Raw genomic sequence first — 25402 nt, forward strand, 5'->3', positions numbered from 1 at the left:
GAGCTTATACCACATTTACGGTACAGGCATGTAACCTCGAAAATCGGTCCGAAGCGTTATTCGGCTTTTAACGGCAAAGCATGCAAATGAGATGTATTTCTAAAATCACAAAGTCAGATAACACAGAAATTTTAAATTTATGATTTCGTATTCCTAACTTCAATCCCAATTTTTGCCGTTGATACGAGAGCTATCATACAAAGCATCCTTCAGTTTTGTCAATTTCTGTAGTCTCAGATTGAAACAGGGCATTTTGACTCATTTTATGCGTGAATACGTAATTTTTATGATATGTTAGACCTGTTTCTTCAGGGAAATATTCACAAATGGAACTCAATTACCGATAGAAGTCCATTGGATATTTCTGATAAGCGTAAAAGAATCAAATTCATGGCTAATGTGAGGTTTATCAGCTGTTTTGATCCTTTATCCCTTATATCCCAAGGATTAGGAGAGTTGATCCCCCATGTTGGCCTCGGCGATGGAGGAGCTTATGTTCAGAATAAGGAAACTAGGAATTATCGTTTTCATGACTTTTGTACTATTTTTACAAATGGGCTTAAATGGGGGCATTTGCACTGTAAATCAGGCTAATGCAGCATCTTTAGGTGCTGTCCCGATCGAGGGTTATGATGCCGTTTTTGTATTGGATACCAGTTATTCCATGAGGGATACCGATCCAGAGGGCATTGCCGCGGAAGTCATCAATATGTTTATGGATTTGAGTGATGCAGACCGCACACGCGTCGGATTCGTTGCCTACAATCACCACGTGGTCGCCTCGAAACCACTAACTTCGATTGCCGTGGCAGCGCAAAAATCCCAGATCCAGCAGGAAATCAGAACACTTAACCGTTCCGGTTATACGGATTTGGGACTTGGGTTGCGCAAAGGCTCGGAGCTACTAGCGGCAGGAGCATCCCAAGGGCGTCAGCCTTTTATGATTCTATTGTCAGATGGAGAGACTGATTTTGGTGCCTCCTCTGGTTCCCGATCCAAAGGTGACTCCAATAACGATGTATCCTCTGTCATCAAATCTGCACAGACCAAAGGATATCCGGTGTACACGATTGGTCTGAACCATGATGGCACAGTGAACCGACAAGAACTCGAACGGATCGCTTCTCAAACGGGTGGAGCTTCTTTTATTACGAGTAGTGCCGAGGATCTGCCGGAAATTCTGAACCGTATTTTCGCCAGTCAAATTCGCTCCAAGCTCGTTCCAATTGCTGCAATTACGACCACTGGCGAGATGCAGGAATTAACTGTAACTCTACCTGATTCCAGTATGGAGGAAGCCAATCTGGTGCTTTTGTCGGAGCATCCCCTTCTGGAAACACAGCTATATTCCAATTCAGAAAATGTCCGCAGGTACAAGTCGAGCCGATATGCGATTTTAAAAATCGAGCATCCACAGGCAGGCAAAGTGAAGTTGAAACTACGGGGCATACGCGGGGATTTGGTGAAAATCAATTTACTTGGCAGCTACCGACTGGAAGCCGAAGCAACCATGGGAGGAAAGCAAGCATCGGCAACTCATGGCGACAAGCCTGTGCAGTTGCTGAAAGGTCAAGCCACACCGTTTCAAGCTCAGCTCCTGTTACCCGACAGTCAAAAGCTTACGGATGAATCCGTATATACGTCTCTCCAAGCCCATATTATTGTTACTCCAAAGGGGGGCACAGCCAAAAAGGTGCCTATGACCTATAAGTCAGGAGCCTTCCATACCGAATATGCGTTCCCTCAAACCGGGGATTATACATGGCAGCTATCTCTGGATAGTCCGCAATGGTACCGTAAGGGAACTGTACATAAAGTTCACGCGGCCAATGCAGCGCCACAGGTCTTAAAAGACCTGACGATTCACCTGGTGAAAGAAGACGGTGATTCCCGTCGAAGTGTATCGGATTTTATTGTTGACCCGAATCATGACAGGCTGAACTATAAGTTGGATTCAGAAGCCTCTGGGGATGCGATCCATGCTGAGATTAACGGTAATGATCTGCTGCTATCCGAGCTCCGCACAGGTGACTCTCAGCTAAAGATTACTGCCACCGATCCGGAAGGAGCATCCAGCAGCGCTACACTAACCGTTACCGTACAATCTCGGTATACAGCCATTAAATGGACAGTAGCCATCAGTATCGTGGTAGCCGCTCTTCTGTATTGGTTCTTGCGGCCGAAGCCGCAGTTTGCCGGAAGAATCGAAGGATATTTTCTCGCTACAGCAAGTGGGCAGGAGATTCCGGTAAAATCTTGGCCGCTCACCTCCTTTCCGGGTCGTAAGGTCAGCTTGCAGGAGTTGTTCCGTACGCTTGACGTTCACGAACCGTTGCCAGAAGCGGAACGGATCCTATTTTCCGCAGGTAAAAAAGGGAGCCTGATCGTGAAACATGATACACGCTGTGCCTTACAGCATGGAAAGATCAGATTAGCTCGCAACAAAAAAGCGGTCATGGAGTACAGTGACAAACTGTACATTACATTCGAGGATGGTGTCACTGAAATCGAGCTGCGATACAAAGCGATTAAACCAAATACTTCAGTGTACACCGACCATATCCAAGCTCCGACAGGATAATGTCCGTCACAACGTAAAAAAAGAGAAGCACCGTCTCTTACGATTAACGAACCGTAAGAGTAGGGCGCTTCCCTTTTTTTATCCAATATTCCGCACGTAGTGCGGCTTTAAACCATCGAAGTGAGCGGCAGCGCTTGTTAGCCTGTACCTCCAGACCACGCCGAATGACATACGGCAGCAGAGAAAGTCCCGCATTTTCAATCTGAATCCGCTCAGCATGATCTGCAAATAATCGGCCTGGCACATCTGGCGGAGGTGTTCCTTTTCGGCAATAATACAGCGTAGCGGCCAAACTATAGATATCCGACACAGGTCCCTGCTGCGAACGATTAGAATAAAATTCCAGCGGAGAATAGCCCGCTGTGGTGAAAATCGGATGCTCTTTGCCTTCAAAATGCACAGCCGAACCAAAATCAATCAGCTTGACGTTGCCATTTTCCCCAATCATAATGTTGCCCGGCTTAATATCCCGATGAATAATTCCTTTGTCATGAATGTACTCCATGGCATCAATTAAAGGTAGCAGCGTATGGTACAAAAAAGTGGGGTCATACGTTGGCGCAGCCTCTTCTTTCATCATTCGATCCAAGGTCTTGCCTGCACAGTATTCCATGACCAGATAGGCAGTTCCATTTTCCTCAAAGTGATCTATATAACCGACAATTCCCGGGTGACTTAACTCCTTCAACATTTGCCCTTCACGCAAAAAATAATGCATAAACTCCACGTATTTGGATTGCATAGAAGCACCGCAAGTGACCGTTTTTCGATCCATCCCCCGCAAAGCCAGTGCGTTCGGAAAAAATTCCTTCACAATGACCTTTTCTCGGTTATCCAACAGCCTTGCCGTATACACGATGGCCAGCTCACTGCGGGACAAGGCGCTTCGAATTTGATATGTATTTCGCAGCTTCGTATTGCGGGCAAGCAGATTCCCGCTTGTATCCACGATCATGACTCGTCCTCCTGTCAGGTTCTTAGCTTATGTCTTTTGTATATATCGGCTTATTACACATCTTTTCATTATACCGTAAAATAGATTATTGGAAAAACAAATAACCTGCCATAATCTCCCACAGAGAAATGATGACAGGTCTTTTGGCATTCATCTGGTTCTTTTTTCTCAAATCGCTTATCCCAGTTTCGTTCCGGGCTTCATGCTGCGCACACTGTTCGTATTTTTCTTCCGTTCACTGCGCAGTTTGCCTTTACCTTGTTCCGGAGTGCGAATGGTGAGGGCAATTAGGAACGATACGACACACAGCACAGCAATCGTAGTAAAGGTAGGGATGAATCCGCCGAGCAAGGCTGCGATAAATGATCCCGCCAGCGCACCGAGGCCAAAGCCTTGATACACAATACCATAGTTTTTGCTTTGATTTTTCAGACCGAAGAAATCAGCTACGATGGCAGGAAAGACTGTAATGTTGCCGCCGAAGCAAAAAGCAATTCCTGCTACACAGGCAAAGAACAAACCATAATTCAGCGGTAATAGACTCAGCACTGTAACTGCAACCGCCGTTGTTAATAGAGCACCCGCTACTACTTTCAGACGACCTACTTTATCCGATAGCGCACCTAAAATGATCCGACCTGCCGTGTTGAAAATAGCGACCATAGCGACCGCATTCGCGGCTGTTGCTACATCTAGGCCGGCCATCCGTACGCCGATATCTTTGACGACTCCAATCAGGTAGAGACCACTCATACAAGCGGTAAAGAACATGACGAACAGCAGGTATGCCTGCTTGGTGCGCAGCATTTCTTTAACGGTGTAGTCCCGCTGTACAACCCCATTTTGTACCGAAGGCTTGTTCACGACTACAGCTTCTTTTACCAGGAAAGAACCACCCACAATCATGATCAGCACGATCATTCCCCAATATAAAAATGCTTGCGATACGCCAACGGACTGAATCAACGAACCATTAATATACTTGAATAAAAGACTGCCTGTTCCATATGCCCCAACCGAAATACCGGAAATAAGTCCTTTTTTCTCAGGAAACCATTTAATCAGATTCGAAAGTGATGTAATATATGCCGTTCCATCCGCAAAACCTACGACAATACCCGCCAAAATGTAAAGCAGGGACAGCGATGTTACCTGCGAACTGAGCATGAGACCTGCTCCTAACACGACACCTGCACACAAAATCAAACGACGTAGTCCCCATTTATCCTGTAGTTTGCCTGCGAATAACGTAGCAAACGCCAGTGCAAAACTGGTAATTGAAAATGTAATGGCAACCGAACTGAGGTTCCAGCCAAAGCGGTCCACCAACGGTTGATTAAATAAACTCCATGTGTAAATGGTTCCTAATCCCATCTGGACAATTATTGTTCCAAGTACGACAAGCCAACGATTTCCGCTGTTTGTTTTCATTTCAATCTCCTCTTTTCATTCCGGCTCTACAGCGTCAATTTGTTATTATGATAACCGGGAATCCAGTACGCTTTGCGCCTGTGGAGGAGCAAGTCTGTAAGGATTCTCTCTACACGGATTATTATAACCCTGCATGTTAGCCAGAAATCGTTTGAGGAATGAAATGCACATATAGCGGAATGAAATGCCTTTAAAGTCGCATAATTTGCCGAAATTCCTTGGCCTTGCTACGGCTTACCGGAATTTCAGCTTCTAGTCCACGCAAACGCAAGAGATACGTATGATTAAACCAAGGTACAATTTCACGGATCTGCGACAGATTCACCGTGTACGATCGGTGACAGCGGAAAAAGTCCTGCTGTGGTAGCCTGGCATGAAATTCCGAAATGCTCATCGGCATCGTATATTCTTCGTGCCTTGTAAAGACACGGGTCACCTTTTCCTGCGCACACGCATAGTAAATATCGTTCGCATCCGTTACAATAATTTTGTCATTTTTCAGCAGATTTATTCGACCCGGCGCAGCAACCGTACTGGCTTCAGCAGCTCGGGGTTGCGCCGTCTGGACAGGTTCCTGTATTGGAACGTTCTGCTGCTCATAAGCATTTTCCAGCTTACGCAGCATAGATGCCATCCGTTTTTCATCATAGGGTTTGAGGATGTAGTCGAACGCCTCCAGTTCAAAAGCCTGCGCCGCATGTTCTTTATAGGCGGTCGTAAAAATAATATAGGGCTTTTTGGCAAATTTGCTAATGTTCTGTGCCAGCAGCATCCCGTCCAATGAAGGAATATTAATGTCCAGAAAGATCGCATCCGTCTCCTGATCTTGCAGAAACCGAAACACATCTAGCCCATCCTCGAAACTATCGGTCACCTCAATGTTGCTATGAGTCTGAATAAGATACTCCAGCTCTTCACGCGCCGGAAGTTCGTCTTCTACAATTATGGCCTTCATAACTTCTCCTTTGGTATGTCAAAATAAACTTCGGTGCCCGGCTCATGCTTCAGAATAATAACTCCTTCGCCGTACATAAGCTTGAGTCGTCTATGCACATTGTACAAGCCGATCTGTTTAGCCGGAACCCGATCATGATACAGGTTATCCACAACATCATCGCGTATACCTACCCCGGTATCTGCCACAGAAATACGCACCTTTTCTCCACGATCCTTTACAGAAATAGTAACTGTACCTGACCCCTTTTTCTTGAGGATTCCGTGATTAATCGCATTCTCAACCAGGGGCTGGATAATAAGACTTGGAATACGCACAGACACCTCATCCATTACATACTCTACCTGAAGCCGGTTGCCGAAGCGTGCTTTTTCGATTTCCACGTAATCAGACACCTGCTGAAGCTCTTTATGAATTTCGATCAAATCATCATTCAGCTCCAAATTATAGCGCAGATAGCCCGATAAATTAATGATCAGCTCTCGTGCCTTATCCGGCTTGGTACGTGTCGTAGAGGCAATGGCGTTCAGCGCGTTAAACAGAAAATGGGGATTAATTTTCGTTTGGAGCGCCTTTAGCTCGGCTTTATTCGCCGCTTCCTTAATTTGCTCCACACGCGACACTTCCATTAACGTGGAAATGATTTGAGACAAGCCAATCGCCATCGTCTGCAACGGATACGTGATTTTATAAGCTTTGCGATAGTAAATCTTCAAGGTGCCAGTTACTTCTCCCCGCTCCTCTAACGGGATAATGAGCAGAGACTGGATTTGGGGTGTTTTATCATCTGCAATATGGTTGCGAATCGTGATTTTACCGCTGCGAATCGTCGATTTAGTCACATCGCTAATGATCTCATCTCCGATGTGATAACGCTCTTCGCCAAAACCGACATAGGCCAGCACATCTCTGGTATCGGTAATCGCTACCGCGTCTGCCTTGATATCTTCTTTTATGATCGAGCAAATGGTATGCAAGGATTCCGCATTAATGGAGCGAAAATAAGGCAACGTCTTATTGGCAATATCCAGTGCCAGCTTGGCCTGTCTGGCCGCGATATTCTCCTTTTCCCCCTCCACACTCTGGATCAACAGAACGATTAAACCGATACTGACTTCTCCGATAATCATCGGTAGACCAATCTTGGAAACGATGTCCACTCCAAGGCTATGGGGTTGTGCCATCACCATAATGAGCAGCATCGTCAACGCTTCGCAGACCATACCTGCGGCGATACCGACCAGCCATCTCTTGGAACGATTGACCCGGCGGCCGATGTATCCTGACACCACACCTGCCAGAATACTCGTAATCAGACACGGAATCGAGGTCACTCCCCCGATATCAATCAGATAACGATGGATACCCGATATAATACCTGTAACGATCCCAACCCAGGGTCCAAACAAAATACCGCCTGCCATAATTGCTATGATTCGAACGTTAACAAGCGAACCTTCAACTTCAATCCCGGTGTAGGTGCCAAACAGTGCAAACATGCAAAAAATCAATGTTAGTATGGCCAGCTCTGCCGGAGAATGACTGTTTTTTTGCAAGGTTTCCTTAAATCGGGGGATACGTGTAATAAAAAATAAACAAATCAGCAACAACGCTGCGCGCTCAAATAGCTGCATCAGCATTTCCAACAAGGCATTCACATGCGTTCCTCCCAAATAAAAACGGATATGCCTACATAGTTGTTATCGTGTACGTCGTTCATACACACCATACCCAAGTATCATCAAGCCACATACAAATAAAATAATAACAAATATATTGTCAGCAAAACCCGGCATATCAGGTTCCAGCATAGACATGCCAGAACCTTTCAATTTAACAGGGACGGAATCCGCAGCCCAATAAACGACGGACATAAAGCGCTCCATTGTATATATCACTCCACTACCTATTAGGCTCAACACGCCGACTAACAAATATTTAAGCTCCATAAGAATTTATCCCCCCTTAATTACAAAGCATTTAAACTGCCACAAATTATACCATCAACTTCCATCTAATTATAGCTTCTAGAAATACGATCTCCATCTCCCCTCCTTCATACATAGTAAAAGAACCGGGTATACCGCTTGATAGCGATAATCCCCGGATCTCTAGTCCGATGGTGAAGCTTGTCGGTTATTTGCTTTTGCTGATTTCGGTAGGACTGTTGTACTCCTTCTGATCATGTACCAGTTCTTTTAATTGGATAATCAACGCCTCCAGCTCACTAAACCCGGTCACCATATTGGAGGTTATATTTCGTTGTTCCTCTACTCCAGCCAAAATTTGTTCTGATGCTGCACTCGCCTGTTCCGTTACACTTGAAAATTCCGTCATCTCTTGAACAACCTGAGATGAGTAATGCTGCATGCTATTCGTGCTGTTTTCCACATCCACGGCCTGCATCAGCACTTTATTGGCATTTTGCAGGATATCCTCCAGTACAATTTCGGTTGAATGTGCCGATTCCATACTTTGCTGTAGCCTGTGCTGTCCCATGTCAAATTGGCTTACGACAGAATCCATCTGAGTTCTCAGTTGAGTCAAAATAGCTTCCATCGCCACCGAGGTGTTCCCTACCATTTCAGCCAAATTACGCACTTCGCCAGCTACGATGGCAAATCCTTTTCCATGCTCTCCCGCTCTGGCGGCCTCAATGGATGCATTTAAGGACAGCAAATTAGTTTGTTTCGAGATTTGAGTAATATCTTTAAGCATGGCAGACATGTTATCACTTTGTACTCTAAACTCGTCCAGTTCTTCTTTGGTACGACTCATGACCTGACCCAAATCCTTAATTTGAGACGTCAATGCAAGCAGTTGACTGCTCCCTCTGTCCCCGACATTTTTCGTATCTTCGGAAAGCTGCTTCAGTTCTCGGGAATGATCAGCTACCTCTCGCACGTGCTGGTCAGATTGGGCCAAGTTATCCGTAACCTCGGTGATATTCGAAGCTTGCATTTCTACCCCTTTGGCTACCTCCTGAAATCCGATAGCGACTTCATTTGTCACGCTGCCCGTCGCATCTACTTGATTTCTGAATCGTTCTGTAAAACTATGCAATCCAGCCACTGCTTGTCTAACTTGCTCAAACAGAAATTCAATTCGTTGCCTTGTAGCATCGATATCTTTATTTTGCTCTTCACTTTTCTTAAACTGCTTTTGATTTAACACCGATACCACTAACAGTAGTAAACCAATGAGTAAAACAATAATAAACTCATGCACATAGCGCAAAGAACCGGTAGCCGGGGGAATTGGGGGCGTACCGATTGTTATTTGCACAAATATATTACAGAGATTTAAGGTCATAGCTACCAGAAAATACCGGTAAGACGGATACAGCAAAAACAAAGAGCAAATTAATATGGTGGTCCCTACCTCGACGTTAGATAAGTTCAAAAATATACACATTAATACGCTAAAAAACGTAGTAATCCACGGAATAAGGCGGATTCCTTTCTTTTTCACATTCAGGATCGTTAAAACTGCCGCGACTACAAATCCTACACCATTAGATACCCACATCGAGGGATTAGATAATGCCGGGACGATGCCGCTCAAGGCCATAATCCAAAAAATAATGATCACCAATTTGTTTCTTTGCCACAACAATTCACTCGTTCTGTCCATGATTGTGTACGCGCTCCTTAGAATATATATTAGGTATTTATAAAATAAAAATGTAAATACCATACTTTATATATCGTCATATCAGAACACGTAGTGAATGAAAATCATGCAAACACTCCACATTCCCTTTAATCGTCAAATTACAACAGGACAACTCTTAAAGGGAAAGAGTATGTAATTGTAAATAAATGAATGCAAAGAATCGCCCCCCTGACAGGGAGCGATTTTGAATTCATTTTTGATGATCTTTGCAATTGGAAAAGGTTCATGTACCACTGATAATATTAGGATTCCTTGTTTTCAGAAGCCTCTTCAGCGCCTTTGGTTGCCGCTGCATCACCTTCCACAGCAGCATTTTCTACTTCAACTGCACGTGGAACGATAATAGAAGCAAGCAGTTCTTCTTCAGGGACGTGCAGTGTTACTCCTTTAGGGAGTTTCAAGTCGCTAGCGCTCAGCTTGTCGCCAACATCCAGCGCGGATACATCCACCTCAATGGTAGATGGCAAATCAGCCGGAAGACCTTCGACCTCAACTTCCGTTTCCTGAACTTGCAGAATACCGCCTGTTTTTGTACCTGCAGGTGTACCCTGATAATCAATAGAAACACGCACGCGAAGCGGTTTGTTTTTGGAGATTTTCAGAAAGTCGGCATGCAACCATTGGTTATCACGCTGTTGATAATCTTTAATAATAACTGGAATGGTTTCTCCACCCTCTACTGTGAGGTTAAACACCTCTGAACGTCCGGTTTTGACTACTTTATTAAATTCCTTGGCATCGACATGTACAGGGGTTCCTTCAAGCTCAGAGCCGTAAACCACAGCTGGAATCCGTCCTTTTAACCTCAATCCACGAATGGCCGAACCCTTCTTCTCTGTTCTCGGCTGGGCGGTCAGTTGAATACTTCCTCCATTAGAACTCATGATATACAACCTCCTTCAGGTTACCTTACAAATGATTTTCCTCCAAGAATCTTGCCTGTTTACCAGTCGTACTACAGGATGTAAGCCAGCTAGCTGGCAAAACTAAACAAGTCCATAATTCTATTTTACCCCTTTTTTCTGAAACTGACACACGTTTGCATAAAAAAATAGCATTTTTCGAAATGATCGAAAAATGCTATTTTTGTGTATATACAGCGACCAAGCACGCAAGTCTAACCGGCCCGATTATCATTTACCAGTAACAAATATTCTTCTCTGCCACTATGAATCAGTACCTGCATCACAGACTGGTTCTGGTCTATATCAATATATCGATCTGCCTCAACATCCTTGGCATCCCAGTGATTAAGCCGGACAATGTAGCCAATTCGCTGTATATCAGGAGCCACCTGAATACGCGCTACTGCACGACCATCATCTAAATCACGGAATTCAACATGTCCGTCGCGGTGCCCTGTTCCCCATACCCACACGTTCCAGCCAGTGTATTGTCGATCTGCACGCTCGTAGATCAGTTCAATCGTGCGAAATGGAGCGACTTCACTACCGTTTCCAAGCTGCACATCTGTCAACGTCATAGCCGTACCTGCAATTTCTTGATCTGTTCCCTCATCCAAGTCTTCTAATTCGTTCTCCGCCTGACGATTAGCCTGATCTTGTTCAGTCACAAAAGAGACTCGCGCAGGTTCTTCCTGATCATATAACACCATCATCGACCAGCGCGATACGGTCACACGATGTCCTACCACTTCATAACGTATCTCATTACCAGCCCCATGTGCGTCTACGACCACATGCCAACGATCCGATTCCGCAGGCAATACTATCGTCTGCTCCGTATCCGAGCCGTTATAAATCACCACAATATGATTCCAGGCATCGCCGTTAGCATGGTGCCTCAAAGCAAAGGCCACCACATGCCCACTGCTTTGCAGCACTTCCATGTGCTGCTCCACCAGCTCACGTTGGTCCATTCGGAATGCTGGGTGGCTGCGTCGCAAAGCAATTAAGCCTTGGTAGTAATCAAACACGGGGCGAAACCTCGCCTTGTTATCCCAATGAATGGCATTGACCACATCTGAGCTCCGGTAACTATTGTGGTCTCCATATTTGGAGCGCAACAGTTCATCCCCTGCATGAATAAAAGGAATACCTTGAGATGTGAGTACCATGCCGTTGGCCAACAGGGACTTGCGCACGGTTTCGTCCTCTAGCAGGTTATTTTCATCCAGTTCCCCATACGGATCTGCTTCGGCAACAGCATGTTCAGGTGTCCTCCCATCCTGTGGCTTCCCCTGCTCCCATTGTGGAAAACGACAGTGCTCCCGCAAATGTCTTACCGTCAAAATTTTATCCCACAGATTGAGATTATCGTGGGCAGTTACATAATTGACGGTCTCCGATGGCTGAGCTGTGAAATCATGAATAGCCCCAAAGGCACCTTTGAGCACCTGCTCCTCCTGATGTTCTGCCCCCGTGGCAAACCCGCTTCCAGTACCGTCGCTATCCCCCTTAATAGCAGAACGGTAGTTGTCGTTAAAAACAGCAAAGCCTTTGTCCCGTTGTGTTCCTTTTAGCGTAAGCAAGGGTTGCGGAGATTCTCCTCCCGTCCAAGGCTCACCATAGATCAGCAGATCCGGACGCACTTCAGAGCGAAGTTCTTGCGTAAGTTGCACCACGGTTGGTGTATCAATCAGACCCATCAGATCAAATCGAAAGCCGTCTATATGATATTCCTCTGCCCAATAGCGTAGTGAATCCTTGATATACTTGCGCACCATCGGACGTTCGGTTGCCACCTCATTGCCTACACCTGATCCATTGGTGAGCTGCCCTTGTTCATCCGTGCGGTAATAATATCCAGGTACAACAGGCTCAAATGGCCCCTGTTCCACCGAATACGTATGGTTGTATACAACGTCCATAATGACACCGATGCCGGCAGAATGCAAAGACTGTACCAGCAGTTTCAGCTCTCGTATACGTGCCTCCGGATCAGCCGGATTGGAAGAATAAGACCCCTCCGGCACATTATAATGCTGGGGATCATAGCCCCAGTTATATTCAGTATCTAATTCCGCAAAGTCATTCACCGTATGAAAATCAGCTACTGGAAGCAAATGAACATGTGTAATGCCCAATTCCAGCAGATGATCCAGCCCGATACTGTTCCCCTCAGGATCCTTCAATCCCGTATACGTAAAGGCCTCAAACCGTCCCTGAGCAGCAGATAAGCCTTTTTTCCCTGTATTAAAATGGGTATCCATCGAAAAATCACGCACATGAACCTCATAGAGAATGGCATCCGTCGGCCGCTTAAGGGTAGGCCCCGCATCCAATTCCCATCCATCCGGGTTGGTTTGAGCCAAATCAATGATCGCTGTACGTTGCCCGTTGGCTGATACCGCTGTGGCATATGGATCGGCAGCATAATGAACAGTGTTGTCCGCCCACTCCAGCCTGTACATGTAATAATATTTGTTCCAGTCACCTTCCAGCTCTATAGACCATACCCCTTGATCATCACGGATCATGAGAAATTCCTGACCCCCGCCGTGCTCCTGAACGTTCCCCTCCTGATCGTACGCCCCCGCATCGCTATACAACGCTATATGGACCTGCTTCGCAGTCGGGGCCCATACCTTGAACTTGCTGCCCGCAGGCGTATAAGTAAGACCCAAATCATAGCCTTTATATATGGGGTATTTTGTGTGCTCAAGCTCCTTAAGCTGATTGAAATCTGACATTTCTGTTCACCACCCATTTCTGTACATCGGCTTACAGCCTCTGTTCATCCATCATTTATGATGTTTATGACTTGTCAATATACCTTAGGATTTTATAAAATCTTCACCTAATAGGCTAACAAAATAAGACAAGCTTGAAAAGCTGGATGATTTAAATAAGGATGACGCTTCCATTTCAACACACACTCCATTTTATGACAATACCATGAACAGGCTACAACTTTTGCCCTCAAGGTATAACAATAATTTCCTAGATTTCATCACTTATCGCTAAAAAAAGTACGTTAAAAAACGTTAGAAAAGTCAGGACAGTCTTCGATTATCCATTTGAAAAATATCATCAGCAATCCGCATGGTAGAACTTCGGTGCGAAACAAGGACAATCGTTTTATCTTGCTGCTGTTCCTTTAACGATTTTAAAATAATGGCCTCGTTCAGGCTGTCCAAATTGCTGGTAGGCTCGTCGAGCAGTAAGAGAGGCGCATCATGGACAAAGGCTCTGGCCAGCCCCAAGCGTTGACGTTCTCCACCAGACAGCCTGTCCCCTAATTCTCCAACTCGGCTGTCATACCCTTGAGGCAAGGTCATAATAAAATCGTGCACGGATGCCTTACGTGCTGCTTCCACCACCTGCTCATGTGTAGCATCAGGCTTTCCGATTTTGATATTAGCTGCAATGGAATCATCAAACAGGAACGTATGCTGGTCTACATAGCTCTGTAAGCCTCTCAAATGTCGGGTCCCAATTTCCTTCAAATCGTGTCCGGATAGCAAAATTTCACCTTGCTGCGGGTCCCTAAATCGCATCAGCAACTTTAGCAGTGTAGACTTGCCAGAGCCGCTTTTACCCTGAATGCCTAAAATCCGCTTATGCGGTATCATGAGACTTACATCATTCAGCACCGTTTGACCATCGTATGCAAAAGTCACCTTGTCTACTCGTGCCCCAGTAAAGGCGACACTCATCCCGTCGATATTTTCCTCTACCTCCGGGGTTTCCTCCAATAGACTCAACACTCGTTCCCCGCTCGCCAGCGTTTGAAGCAAATTGTTAGACAGATTGCTCAGTGCGATGACCGGACCAAATGAACTAAACAGGGCAATGACAGAAATCAGCATACCTGTAAAGTCAACCTGACCATTAGACATACCGTACAATCCAGCCAGCAGCATCAAGAATGAGAATCCAACTACAGCCACATCTGTGATGGCTCTTGTGATGCCTTCATGATGCTTCAAGTCCTTCTGCTTGGCATCCAATTGATCCGTACGACGGTTAATCTCATTCAAACGTTGTTCTCCTTGTCCATATTGCACAATTTCCTTCATCCCCCGTAAGCTGTCCAAAAAATAACTGCTCAGCTTGCCAAAGCTGCTTCGGTATTCCATCCCCTGACGCTTGCCCATACGTGACGTGAGTAGAGGAATAAATAAACCGACAGTTAGGTAAGCAAGCGCAGCAAGCCAGCCTAGCAGAGGCTCATAAGAACCGATAAAAAACACCATGAGCAGTGAGGTGATGATGCCAATCATAACAGGAGCTATCGTATGTGCATAAAATACTTCCAGCAACTCAATATCACTTGTAATGAGTGAGATCAGATTTCCCTTGTCCTTGCCTTCCAATTTGGCTGGAGCGAGTCTTCGCAGGGCTTGAAGCACCTTGTCACGTAGTACAGCCAGCAGCTTGAAAGCGAGATAGTGACCACTCATTTGCTCGCCATAACGGAATACGCCGCGCAGTACGGCGCAAACCACGATCGTCGTCAGCAAAAACGATAGGGTGTAGCCTATCGTGATGCCCGTTGCTGTAAGCAGAGCCAGGGCTCCAAACACTATAATGCCAATAGCACAAACAAAACCAAGCACTCCTGTAACAATCGTGATGAGCAGCACAGGTAAAAGAGGTCCCGCCAATACCAATAATTGGCCCATGATCCGTAATCCGTGTCTACGCATATAGAGCCCCTCCTTTTACAAACTGCTCTACCCGGTGTTGACTGAGATACATCTCCGCATAATGCCCCTGCTGGCTCAACAGCTCATGGTGCGTTCCGAACTCTGCTACCAAACCGTTTTGCAGCACATAGATACAGTCGGATTGGACTACGTTTTCCAGTCTGTGAGAGATAAGAATCACTGTTTTTTGACCTGCCAGCGCATGTATTACCTCCATAATGCCTTCCTCACTTTCACTGTCAATGTTAGAGGTGGCCTCGTCAAAAATGTACACACGACTATCATGTAGCAATGCTCTGGCTAGTGCTAGCCGTTGGCGCTGTCCTCCTGACAGATTTGCTCCCTGCTCTTCCAGTTCTGCTTCCAGACCTCCTTCTGAGAGGATAAAATCATACAGCTTCACTTGTCGCAAAGCTTCCAGCATGTGTTGCTCATCCGCGTGCTCATTGCCCATTTTTAAATTTGCTTCCACGGTGCCTTTAAAAATATAGCTGTTAAAACCGATCCAGGTCATATGACGCATGCGGCTTTCTTCCGAAATATCGGTAAGCTCGGTTCCTCCAATCGTCAGGCTTCCTCGATACCCCTCGTGATGCCCAACAATCAATCCGGCTACCGTACTTTTACCAGAGCCTGATTCCCCAACAATGGATACAAAGCTGCCCTGGGGAATATCCATGGATATATTTCGTAAGGTATCTCTTTCGTCGTAGGCGAAACTCACCTGTTCCAGTCGAATATCTGTGGTTTCTATGCTTTTTTGTCCTTGGATAAGGTCCTCTGTACTCAACATTTGAAATATTTTGTCGCTTGCTGCCATTCCGTTCATGGCGATATGAAAGTAAGAACCCAGAAGACGCAGAGGAATGAAAAATTCTGCCGACAGCAAAACAATGATGATTGCTCCTGCCAAGCCAATTCGTCCAGAAGAATATTCGCTTACCGCGACCAGTACACCCGCAGCGGCACCACCAAATGCGATAAGATCCATAATGGCCACGGAGTTAAGCTGCATAGTCAGCACTTTCATCGTCATTTTGCGAAAATCTTCAGCTGCTGTGTTCATTTCCTGATGTTTATCCTGGTCTGTTCCGTACATTTTGAGTGTAGTCAGACCTTGTACATTCTCCAAAAAGCTGTGGCCCAAATTGACGTAACTACCCCAATATTTCCGAAAAAGCTTCTTAGCCATCCTCATAATGACAATGATCGACACTGGAATTAAGGGAACGCAGATCAATAGTATAATGGCTGCTTTGAAGCTGACAAAAGAGAGGGTAATGAATAACGTTACGGGGGCAAGCAGACTGTAAAATAGCTGAGGCATATATCTACCGAAATAGGTTTCAAGCTGCTCTACCCCTTCTACAGCAACCTGAATAACCCCCGAGGTGGAGGTATGATCTGTATATGCGGGTCCTATCTTCAGCAATTTGCTGTAAATTTGCGAGCGCAGCGTTTTTTTAGCATTTACCGAGGCACGATAGGATAACATACTGGCTGCATAATTGCTCAGGCAGCGAACTGCAATAGCAGCAATAACAATGACCGTCATAGATAGAATCAGCTTGCGAGTCACTTGTCCTTCCCATGCCTGCTGCATAACAAAGGCCATAGACAACACAGCGGCTATACTCCCCAAAAGACCGATCCACTGCACAAGCACACCCCATACGATATATTTTCGAGAATGTTCCACTAGACCGAGCAGACGGCTGTCGACCATTTTAGACTTTTTTTTTGGAGTAGGTGCAGGTGAAGATGAGGGCGTTATTTCTGCTGCAGCGTTTCTCACTGTTCCGATTCGGAATATAAAGTAATAATATTTAAAAAGGATGACCAAGACGATGAGCGTTTTGCCCCACACATTAGGGGTGAAAATAAAGCCTATAATCAGCATCGTTGACGCTAAGCCCAATGTCGTGATTTTCGTAGACAGCTTCAACGACCTTGTTTGAACAAAACTCTCTAGATGCTTTTGGTACAGAGAGGTATTCGAAAACCACTGGTGAATCCTTTCGGACCCCCGCATAAAGAAAAAGGTCGCTAGCAGCAGAAACGGTGTAGTCGGTAGCAACGGTAGCACTACACCAATAACTCCAAGCGCCAAAAATAAAAACCCTAAGGTAATATAGATCGGTTTCACTATAATCCTCCCTAATAGTTATAATAGTAATGATTTCATTTTGTAGATAATGATAATCATTATCAATATAAACAATTTAAGCAGATTGTTATGTGATGTAAATCACGCATATAAAAATCCTCTTGAAGCACATCTCTACAGAACACGCTAGTGTTGATGTGGATGCTTTGTCTTCAAGAGGATTATCGAAATTTAATGTTAGTAATACGTTGTTTTATGAATTTATAATATCATATTGCTCCAATATCTGCCGATGTAACGGGTGGTCTGCGGTTATGGAAGTATAACGCGTCAGCGCCACACCCAGCCCTTCGTTGCGGATCACCTGCTGAAGCTCGACTGCCTCGGGGTCTTCCGTAATATCAAATTTACAGGCAGCAGCCATTCCTAACGCCAGATGATCCGTCGGAATGCCATACTCCTGCGCTTGGAGCGCGGGACGTACAAGACGGTCATTGGGAGACAGCTTGCGTAATGGTGAACGTCCGACCCGAGTAACATCGTCTATTAGATTAGGGTTGCGGAAGCGATCCAAAATTTTAGAGATGTACTTCCTATGCTCCTCTTGATCCAAACCGAAGCGCTTCACAAGCACCGCTCCCGTTTCCTCCAGTGACCCTTGTATCGAATCCACCACCTTGCTATCCTTCATGGCCTCCTGAATGGTAGCATAACCTGCGGTATAACCAAGATAGGCTGCCACGCAATGTCCCGTATTTACCGTGAATAGCTTTCGTTCAATGTAAGGCTCTAGATCCTGCACGTACAGGATACCTTCGATTTCTTCATGCTCAGATGCCATTTGCGAACGATCCACCACCCACTCGTAAAAAGGCTCTACCTGCACATGTAACGGGTCCTCGTGTTGCTGGATCGGCACAATCCGGTCTACGGCAGCATTTGGAAAATACACCGAAGCCTCAGCCTTGGTACGGGTCGCCTCATCCAATAGCGCAAAAACATGCTCTTTCAGTTGGGCGCTGCCTCCGATTGCATTTTCACAGGCAATCACATGCAGCGGCCTTGCTCCTCGCTCTACCCGCCGCTTGATGCCCTCCGCAATGCCTGCTGCAATGTGCTTGAGGATGCTGACACCTACTGCGGTCGTTACCAGATCAGCATGGTCTACCGCATCGGCTACAGCCACTGCATCCTTGCCGTCAATCGCCGTCACATTCGTGACCAGCTCCGTATCCTTTGTATCATTGGCTAACTCTACGGTGTATTGTTTACGACGGCGTAACTCGGATACAAGGGTGTCGTTGACATCTGAAAAGACAACCTCATAGCCTGCACGCGATAGAATCAATCCGATAAAGCCGCGACCGATATTTCCTGCTCCAAAGTGGACGGCTCTCATAGCTCCAGCTCACTTTCGAACAGATCTATAATTTCCTGTGGGGTCACCGCGTTGCGAAGTTTCTCCATGTTTTCTTCCTCTGCACACACCACAGCAATACTCGTCAAAATCTCCATATGATCGCCGCCTTGTGCTGCAATGCCGATTACCATGTATGCTTTTTCTTCCCCAAAATCTACGCCTTGCGGAAACTGGACGATGGAAATGCCTGTGGATTGAATAAGCGTCTTGGATTCCTTGGTGCCATGTGGAATAGCCAGCCCGTTCCCGATATAGGTGGACACGATCTCCTCGCGTTCCAGCATCTTGTCAATGTACTCACTTGAAATATGTCCTGCATCCAGCAGGATTTGTCCAGCCATACGAATCGCCTCATATTTGTCTTTGGCGGTTGCATTCATTTTTACTTTGTCTATCGTCATAATACTCACGGTAGGTTCCTCCCTGTCCCTAATTTACTGTGGAAAAATTCAGCTAGCTCACTCGATATATAATTGACAATATGATCCCTGCTACCGTGTTCCAGTAGCGTAACCATGTCTTCCTGCAAGAGTAATGCACTAATCTCGCTCAATACCTCCAAGCTTTCTCTCGGCAGCTCACGAGGTCCCAACATGAGCAGCACGCATTCTACCTGTTCGCCTGTATCCGCCAACAGCGGCCCTGCCAGCTTATACAAGGTAAGCGAAGGCTTGCGAATATAGTGGCTACGCGTATGAACTAAAGCAATGGAGGTATCAGAGATCACCTGACTACCTTGGCGCTCTCTTTCCATGAGTTGTGCAGCAACCGCAGAAGGCTCTGTAACATTCCCCCGCCCCGCCTCCAACATGCATATAGCCTCTACGGTCGCCGCCATATCCATCTCCTGATTTTCCAGCGGGTACACTTGAAATTGCTGTACAATGTGTACAATTTCATCGAGACTTTTCCGCAGACCGGTAAGCCACTCCATGTCCTGACCGGGCTGAACGACCTGTTCCTGCTGATGGTCATCGGGATGATTGAGTGTAATATGCTGGATAAATTGACGCAGGCGATCACTCTCCTCCTGCGTCAGCAGCGGGCTGATCTTAAGATAGCGATCTGGTTCAAGCGGTAGCTCTACTGTCGAAATGATCAGATCATAATCCTCCTTGGGGATCCGCGCCGCCTCGTACCATGAGGCCCTATCCACAATTTTGATCTGTGGCAGCTCTTTGGCGAGCCTTGTTGCCAGAAGTCTGGATGAACCAATGCCGCTCGTGCAGACTACGATGGCCCGCACCTCCCGCCGCAATTGTCGCAGCCGCTCCAGCGAAGCGCCGAAATGCATGACGAGAAATCCGATCTCTTCATCAGGGACTTTCATTTCTGTCATGTCCGCCGCAGCCTTTTTCACTGAGTCGAATAAGCTGCTGTAATCCTTGCGGATTTGCTGAAGGAGGGGATTACGAATCGACTTGCCTTCCTTCAAACGTTTGAATACCGGAGCCATATGGGCAATCAGACCTTCACGCAGAACACGGTCCTCTTCCAATGGCGTGCCTGTTTCTTCCTCCACACGACGAATCAACTCATGAACCGACTCCAGCAGTACAAGATCATCGAGCGGCAGCAGCCGGGTAGAATGATCCTCGGCATCACGGAACAGCAGCCTGAAATAAGATCGTTCCGGGTCCGGAAAGTTAATATCCAGCGCCGCTGACAATTCTGCGCATATGCGTTCTACCATAGCTGTGCGCAGCATGATATTCTCATCCGAATCTGTTTTTAAATAGGAGAGAAGAGGATCCATAACATACCCGAGTCGTAGACGTGCCAGCGAAACGCAAATCTGAATCAGCAACTCCATATATTTGCTTTCCACCATGTTTTCCAGCCACTTTTCATGGGGCTGCCAGAGGGCCTTTTCCACGATCAGCAAGTTCCCTCTGCCAATCATCTCCAGCAATTTGTCGGAGACACGGGTCACAGAACGAACCGCTCCCTGGCTGGAAAACAGATCAGATTCATCCAAATGTTCGAGGGCCAGCTCGGAAATCGCCCGTCTTTTGTCTATCTCCCGTCCGGTAATCTCGACACCGTATCCCCGTCTGCGGACAAGCACGAGCCCTCGATCTCCGATCCAGTCTTGTAATTCGTCCAGATCATGACTGACCGTAGTTACCGTGACTTTCAGATCTGAAGCCAGCGCCAGCAGCTTGATCGGCTCCCGTGTATCCAGCAGCATGCAGAGAACCACGATCTTTCTCTCCTCAGCCGAATATTCGTCTGGATTCGTATGCAGCAATTGCTTTCGCAGGCATACAAGCTGAGCTGGGTCTGCATCTATACAGATACCAATCCCTGACTTTTTCTCCAGCTTCACCTCATGAGCTGCCAGCCAATGCTCGACTGCGCCCAGTTCCCGATGAACCGTCCTTGTGCTGACATTGATCTTCGTGGCAATTTCTCCGGCTGTAACCTCTTTGGACTGCTCCAGAAGATATTCCACGATGTCACGTTGTCGTTTCGTAATATTCATAAGCGCATACCGTTCCTTCCCAAGCTCATCCCTCCAGCAGGAGACGTACACTGCATACAGTCAGCCTGACTAAGACGGGGATTAAGAATCGGATTTCAGACGTTCAACCAGCGCTTCGTATTCAGGACTCTTCAAAAAATTGTCAATGGAAATGTGCTCAGCTTTCGGAGCTACTGTTTTAGCCCGGTCTGTCAACGTTTTTTGCGTAATGACAATATCCGCATCCTGTGGAATTTCACTGATTGCCGTATTCGTAACTGTTACGCCTACGCCCGCCTGCTTCATTTTTTTGCGTAAAATCGAGGCACCCATCGCGCTTGAACCCATACCTGCATCACAGGAAAAGACAATCTTGTTCACTTCGGATTTATCCTTGAGCGTTCGATCTGCGACAATCTCGGCAGCACGATCAGATTCGTGGTTATCTTCCATTACAGTGGCGTTAGCACTGGCACTCTTGCTTTGATTTTTCATATCTTTCAGGCGAGATGCAGCTTCCTCCAGCCCCTCTTCTTGTTGCTTACCTGTCTTGAGTAACACTGCTGCAACAGCAAAGGATACGACCGCAGCAGCGATCACCCCGCTCAGCATTGGCAAATATCCACCTTTTGGCGTCATTAGAAAATAGGCGATGATACTACCCGGTGAAGGGGCAGCAACCAGTCCGGCACCTGTCAACATGAAACAGAAGGTTCCCACAACACCGCCAGCTATAGCTGCAAGAATCAGAATCGGCTTCATCAAAATATAAGGGAAATAAATTTCATGAATCCCGCCGAAAAAATGAATGATGACTGCGCCAGGAGCTGACGACTTCGCAGAGCCTTTACCGAACAGACAGTAGGCCAGCAAAATACCAAGCCCCGGCCCAGGGTTGGATTCCAGCATGAACAGTACGGATTTGCCTGTTCTTGCAGCTTCCTCCAACGCAATCGGACTCAATACTCCGTGATTCAGCGCGTTGTTTAAAAATAATACTTTTCCGGGCTCAATAATGAGGTTGACAAGCGGCAATAGCCCCGCGTTCACGAGGAACTGTACCCCTGCCGACAACACTTGACTGATCATTTGTACAACCGGGCCGATCGCCACATGGGCAAGCAGTGCTAGAATGGCACCGATAATCCCGGCCGAAAAATTATTGACCAGCATTTCAAAGCCTGATCTGACTTTGCCTTCAATGGCCTTGTCGAACTTCTTCAATATCCACGCAGCCAGCGGACCAGCTACCATCGCGCCCAGGAACATCGGGATATCGGCTCCTACTATGACACCCATCGTCATGATGGCACCGATCACACCTCCACGCTGTCCGTGAATCATCGTGCCCCCTGTATAACCGATCAGCAGCGGCAACAAATAATTTTTCATCGGATCAACCAACTGTGCAAAACCTTCGTTCGGGAACCATCCGGTCGGAATAAAGAGTGCCGTAATCAACCCCCACGCAATAAAGGCTCCCATATTGGGCATAACCATACCGCTAAGAAAACGGCCAAAACGCTGTACGGCGACACGAGTGCCTCCTTTTGAACTTGGCTTTGCGTCCAATGTACTCATATTCAAATCCTCCTTGTAGGTAAGCATCACTACCTTTTCTTAAAATTCATACTAAATGACAGCGCTATCTTCATCAACGAAATGAAAACGTACTTTCGTCATGAACGTTGATGACAACATTTAAATTTAAATTATCCGGGAAGATATTATACCTGCATAATTCTTCTTAATATGACCTGTAGCTATAGAAATTAGTCGAAAAACCGCGCTGGATTATGTATGATTCCTATATGGGGACAACCCTCTATATCAGAACAACACACGTAATTACGTTTGCAAAAAAAAGACAAAAAAATAGCCGCTACGTCAAATCATAGCGACTATTTTATACAAAAATCGAGCAAACTAACGATGCTCTTATTCAATTAAAAATCAATATAAAATTCCGAATAACACGCTATTATTTCATGCTGCATTGCTCTATTTATTACTCCGAAATCAACTGCTCATACTGATCCGCCGACAGTAGTTTGCCCAATGCTTCCTCCACATCTTTATCCATCTCTACTTCGACCATCCAACCTTTGTCATAAGGAGATTCATTCACTAGCTCAGGTGTACCTTCCAGCGCTTCATTCACTTTTAATATGGTTCCCGTCACCGGAGCAAAAAGGTCGGATACCGTCTTCACCGATTCAATCGTACCGATCTCCGCTCCCTGCTCAATCGTTACTCCCGCCTCAGGTAATTCTACAAAAACAATATCACCCAGTTGATGCTGTGCAAAGTCTGTAATACCAATCCGCACCGTTCCATTCTCTGTCCGCTGAACCCACTCATGTTCGTCTGTATACCAAAGTTGCTGCTTCACTTCACCCATTCTGTTCCCCTCACTTCCATATGAATAAAATCACATTTGCTCACCTGTATTAGACAGGTTAAGATTATGACAATAAGAACACTCATGTCAATAATACTAACAAAAATACTTCATATCACCTCCTATAGCGCTCTATATAAAAATATAATAATTTATAACAAACGCTTACATATCCTTATTTATATATTAAATGTTTGTTCTATTGTTTTTGATGACATTTTTATTGACATTTTGAATGAATTTGCGTATTAATGGGTTATAGCAAATACTTTGGGAAACACCCCGACAACTGCAAACGCGGATGAACGCAGAGGGAGAGACTGCCAAAAAGATTCGCATAGCTGTTGCCGCTTGTGAGACAGTTGTGCACGCGAATCGGATCAAGTTGTTATCTGCAAAGCCAGGTAATATACTGCTGATCCCGAAGGTAGCGCCGAAGGAGTAAGCCTGCATTGCAGGTGAATCTCTCAGGCAAAAGGACCTCTGCCGGACGCATCTCTGGAGAGCATTCGCTATTGGAGCGGATCACCCAAGAGGAAACCCGGTACATACCGGGGTAACTTTCTGGTATCAAGGACAGAGCTGAAAAAAGAGTATAGACTGCTGTCTATACGTTTTTTTCGGCCTGTCTTTTTTGTTTAGCCGATTAAACCGGATAGGAGTGGAAACATGACTAATTTGCGAAAAACACCGCTATATTCGTCCTACGAGACGCAGTCTGGGGTTCGTTGTATTGACTTTGGAGGCTGGGAGCTCCCCGTTCAGTTTAGCGGCATTCAAAAGGAGCATGAGGCCGTCCGGCAACGTGCGGGTTTATTCGATGTATCGCATATGGGTGAGTTTTTGGTTGAAGGCAAAGAGGCCGAAGCTTTTCTACAAAGGGTGACCACGAATGATGTCAGCCAGTTGGAACCAGGTCAGGCACAATATTCACTCCTGTGTTACCCCGATGGAGGTGTAGTAGACGACCTGCTTGTTTACTGCAAAGGACCGGAGCGCTACATGCTCGTTGTGAACGCCTCCAACATTGATAAGGATTGGGATTGGTTACTTCGTCATGTGCCTGCATCCGTTCACATGGAGAATGTGTCTGATGCAATAGCATTGCTGGCATTGCAGGGACCGGAAGCAGCACGTATTGCCGCAGCCGTGGCAGATACGGATATTACGAATCTGGCATCTTTCCACTTTCATGAGAACGTGCCATTGTTCGGAGCAAAAGCACTCGTCTCACGAACCGGATATACGGGCGAAGACGGTTTTGAATTTTACGTACCTGCCGCGGAAGCACCCGCCGTATGGGAGGGTTTGCTTCGTTCCGGTGAGTCGTATGGGCTGATTCCCGCTGGACTTGGTGCTCGGGATACACTACGCTTTGAGGCACGGTTGCCGCTATACGGGCAGGAGTTATCTGCCACGATTTCACCACTCGAAGCCGGTCTAGGATTCTTCGTCAAGCTGAATAAAGGAGATTTTATCGGTAGAGAAGCACTTCAGCGTCAAAAAGAACAAGGGGTTCCTCGTAAATTGATCGGGCTAGAAATGATGGACCGCGGTATCCCACGCGCCCATTATCCGGTATTCGCAGAAGGACAACACATCGGTGAGGTCACAACGGGGACTCAGTCGCCCTCCTTGAAGCGTAATCTGGGCCTCGCCTTGGTGGACAGTCGTTTTAGCGCCCTCTCCACACCGCTGGAGGTTGAGATTCGTGGCAAACGCCTGCGTGCCGAGGTGGTGGCAGCCCCCTTTTATAAGCGCCCACGCTGATCTTAAACTCTTTTCATTTCTATAAAGCAAAC

General features: G+C 46.3%; 17 protein-coding genes and 1 riboswitch. Of the genes, 2 read left to right on the forward strand and 15 right to left on the reverse strand.

Going from position 1 to position 25402, the window contains the following annotated elements; all coding sequences use genetic code 11:
* Window positions 1-493 precede the first annotated feature (493 nt).
* Window positions 494-2581, forward strand: a complete 2088-nt coding sequence (locus MKY35_RS19290; RefSeq protein ID WP_342444575.1) for a vWA domain-containing protein — start codon at window positions 494-496, stop codon at window positions 2579-2581.
* 43 nt (window positions 2582-2624) lie between these two features.
* On the opposite strand, the gene MKY35_RS19295 is transcribed toward MKY35_RS19290, so the two are convergent.
* The 15 genes from MKY35_RS19295 to gcvH all read right to left on the reverse strand — a co-directional run bounded on the left by MKY35_RS19295 (window position 2625) and on the right by gcvH (window position 23600).
* Window positions 2625-3536 (reverse strand): serine/threonine-protein kinase, encoded by a 912-nt coding sequence (locus MKY35_RS19295; protein ID WP_029515684.1) that lies wholly within the window; start codon window positions 3534-3536, stop codon window positions 2625-2627.
* Window positions 3537-3713: 177 nt separating this feature from the next.
* Entirely contained in the window at window positions 3714-4967 is a 1254-nt protein-coding gene (locus MKY35_RS19300) for an OFA family MFS transporter (RefSeq protein ID WP_322252130.1), read from the reverse strand.
* A gap of 190 nt (window positions 4968-5157) precedes the next feature.
* Complete coding sequence (locus MKY35_RS19305; protein WP_342444576.1) at window positions 5158-5922, reverse strand: LytTR family DNA-binding domain-containing protein; 765 nt, start codon at window positions 5920-5922, stop codon at window positions 5158-5160.
* On the reverse strand, window positions 5919-7580 hold the full coding sequence (locus MKY35_RS19310) for a sensor histidine kinase (protein WP_342444577.1): 1662 nt from the start codon (window positions 7578-7580) through the stop codon (window positions 5919-5921). Before MKY35_RS19310 ends, MKY35_RS19305 begins: the two co-directional genes overlap by 4 nt.
* Before the next feature lie 42 nt (window positions 7581-7622).
* A complete protein-coding gene (locus tag MKY35_RS19315; RefSeq protein WP_342444578.1) occupies window positions 7623-7871 on the reverse strand; it encodes a hypothetical protein in 249 nt (82 codons plus the stop codon).
* A 187-nt stretch (window positions 7872-8058) separates the two neighbouring features.
* On the reverse strand, window positions 8059-9555 hold the full coding sequence (locus MKY35_RS19320) for a methyl-accepting chemotaxis protein (RefSeq protein ID WP_342444579.1): 1497 nt from the start codon (window positions 9553-9555) through the stop codon (window positions 8059-8061).
* 284 nt (window positions 9556-9839) lie between these two features.
* Entirely contained in the window at window positions 9840-10481 is a 642-nt protein-coding gene (locus MKY35_RS19325; protein ID WP_342444580.1) for a 50S ribosomal protein L25, read from the reverse strand.
* A 233-nt stretch (window positions 10482-10714) separates the two neighbouring features.
* Complete coding sequence (pulA, locus tag MKY35_RS19330) at window positions 10715-13249, reverse strand: type I pullulanase (protein ID WP_342444581.1); 2535 nt, start codon at window positions 13247-13249, stop codon at window positions 10715-10717.
* Window positions 13250-13552: 303 nt separating this feature from the next.
* Window positions 13553-15208 carry an ABC transporter ATP-binding protein gene (locus MKY35_RS19335; RefSeq protein WP_342444582.1) on the reverse strand — a complete coding sequence of 552 codons (1656 nt, stop codon included), beginning with the start codon at window positions 15206-15208 and terminating at the stop codon, window positions 13553-13555.
* Window positions 15201-17354: a DUF454 family protein gene (locus MKY35_RS19340; RefSeq protein WP_342444583.1), complete on the reverse strand. Its 2154-nt coding sequence runs from the start codon at window positions 17352-17354 to the stop codon at window positions 15201-15203. The genes MKY35_RS19335 and MKY35_RS19340 overlap by 8 nt, the downstream gene beginning before the upstream one ends.
* Before the next feature lie 214 nt (window positions 17355-17568).
* Window positions 17569-18714, reverse strand: a complete 1146-nt coding sequence (locus MKY35_RS19345) for a mannitol-1-phosphate 5-dehydrogenase (RefSeq protein WP_342444584.1) — start codon at window positions 18712-18714, stop codon at window positions 17569-17571.
* Window positions 18711-19145 carry a PTS sugar transporter subunit IIA gene (locus MKY35_RS19350; RefSeq protein ID WP_165149651.1) on the reverse strand — a complete coding sequence of 145 codons (435 nt, stop codon included), beginning with the start codon at window positions 19143-19145 and terminating at the stop codon, window positions 18711-18713. Before MKY35_RS19350 ends, MKY35_RS19345 begins: the two co-directional genes overlap by 4 nt.
* Entirely contained in the window at window positions 19142-21220 is a 2079-nt protein-coding gene (locus tag MKY35_RS19355; protein ID WP_342444585.1) for a BglG family transcription antiterminator, read from the reverse strand. Before MKY35_RS19355 ends, MKY35_RS19350 begins: the two co-directional genes overlap by 4 nt.
* An 81-nt stretch (window positions 21221-21301) precedes the next feature.
* Window positions 21302-22780 carry a PTS mannitol transporter subunit IICB gene (locus tag MKY35_RS19360; RefSeq protein WP_322252119.1) on the reverse strand — a complete coding sequence of 493 codons (1479 nt, stop codon included), beginning with the start codon at window positions 22778-22780 and terminating at the stop codon, window positions 21302-21304.
* Between the two features lie 427 nt (window positions 22781-23207).
* Complete coding sequence (gcvH, locus tag MKY35_RS19365; protein WP_029515698.1) at window positions 23208-23600, reverse strand: glycine cleavage system protein GcvH; 393 nt, start codon at window positions 23598-23600, stop codon at window positions 23208-23210.
* Between the two features lie 301 nt (window positions 23601-23901).
* Window positions 23902-24093: riboswitch (glycine riboswitch) on the forward strand.
* Window positions 24094-24269: 176 nt separating this feature from the next.
* On the opposite strand from gcvH, the gene gcvT reads away from it, so the two are divergent.
* Window positions 24270-25370: a glycine cleavage system aminomethyltransferase GcvT gene (gene gcvT, locus MKY35_RS19370; RefSeq protein WP_342444586.1), complete on the forward strand. Its 1101-nt coding sequence runs from the start codon at window positions 24270-24272 to the stop codon at window positions 25368-25370.
* Window positions 25371-25402: the final 32 nt, after the last annotated feature.

Origin of the sequence: Paenibacillus sp. FSL L8-0638, assembly GCF_038593075.1 — a bacterium.
Classification (GTDB): Bacteria; Bacillota; Bacilli; order Paenibacillales; family Paenibacillaceae; genus Paenibacillus; species Paenibacillus polymyxa_D.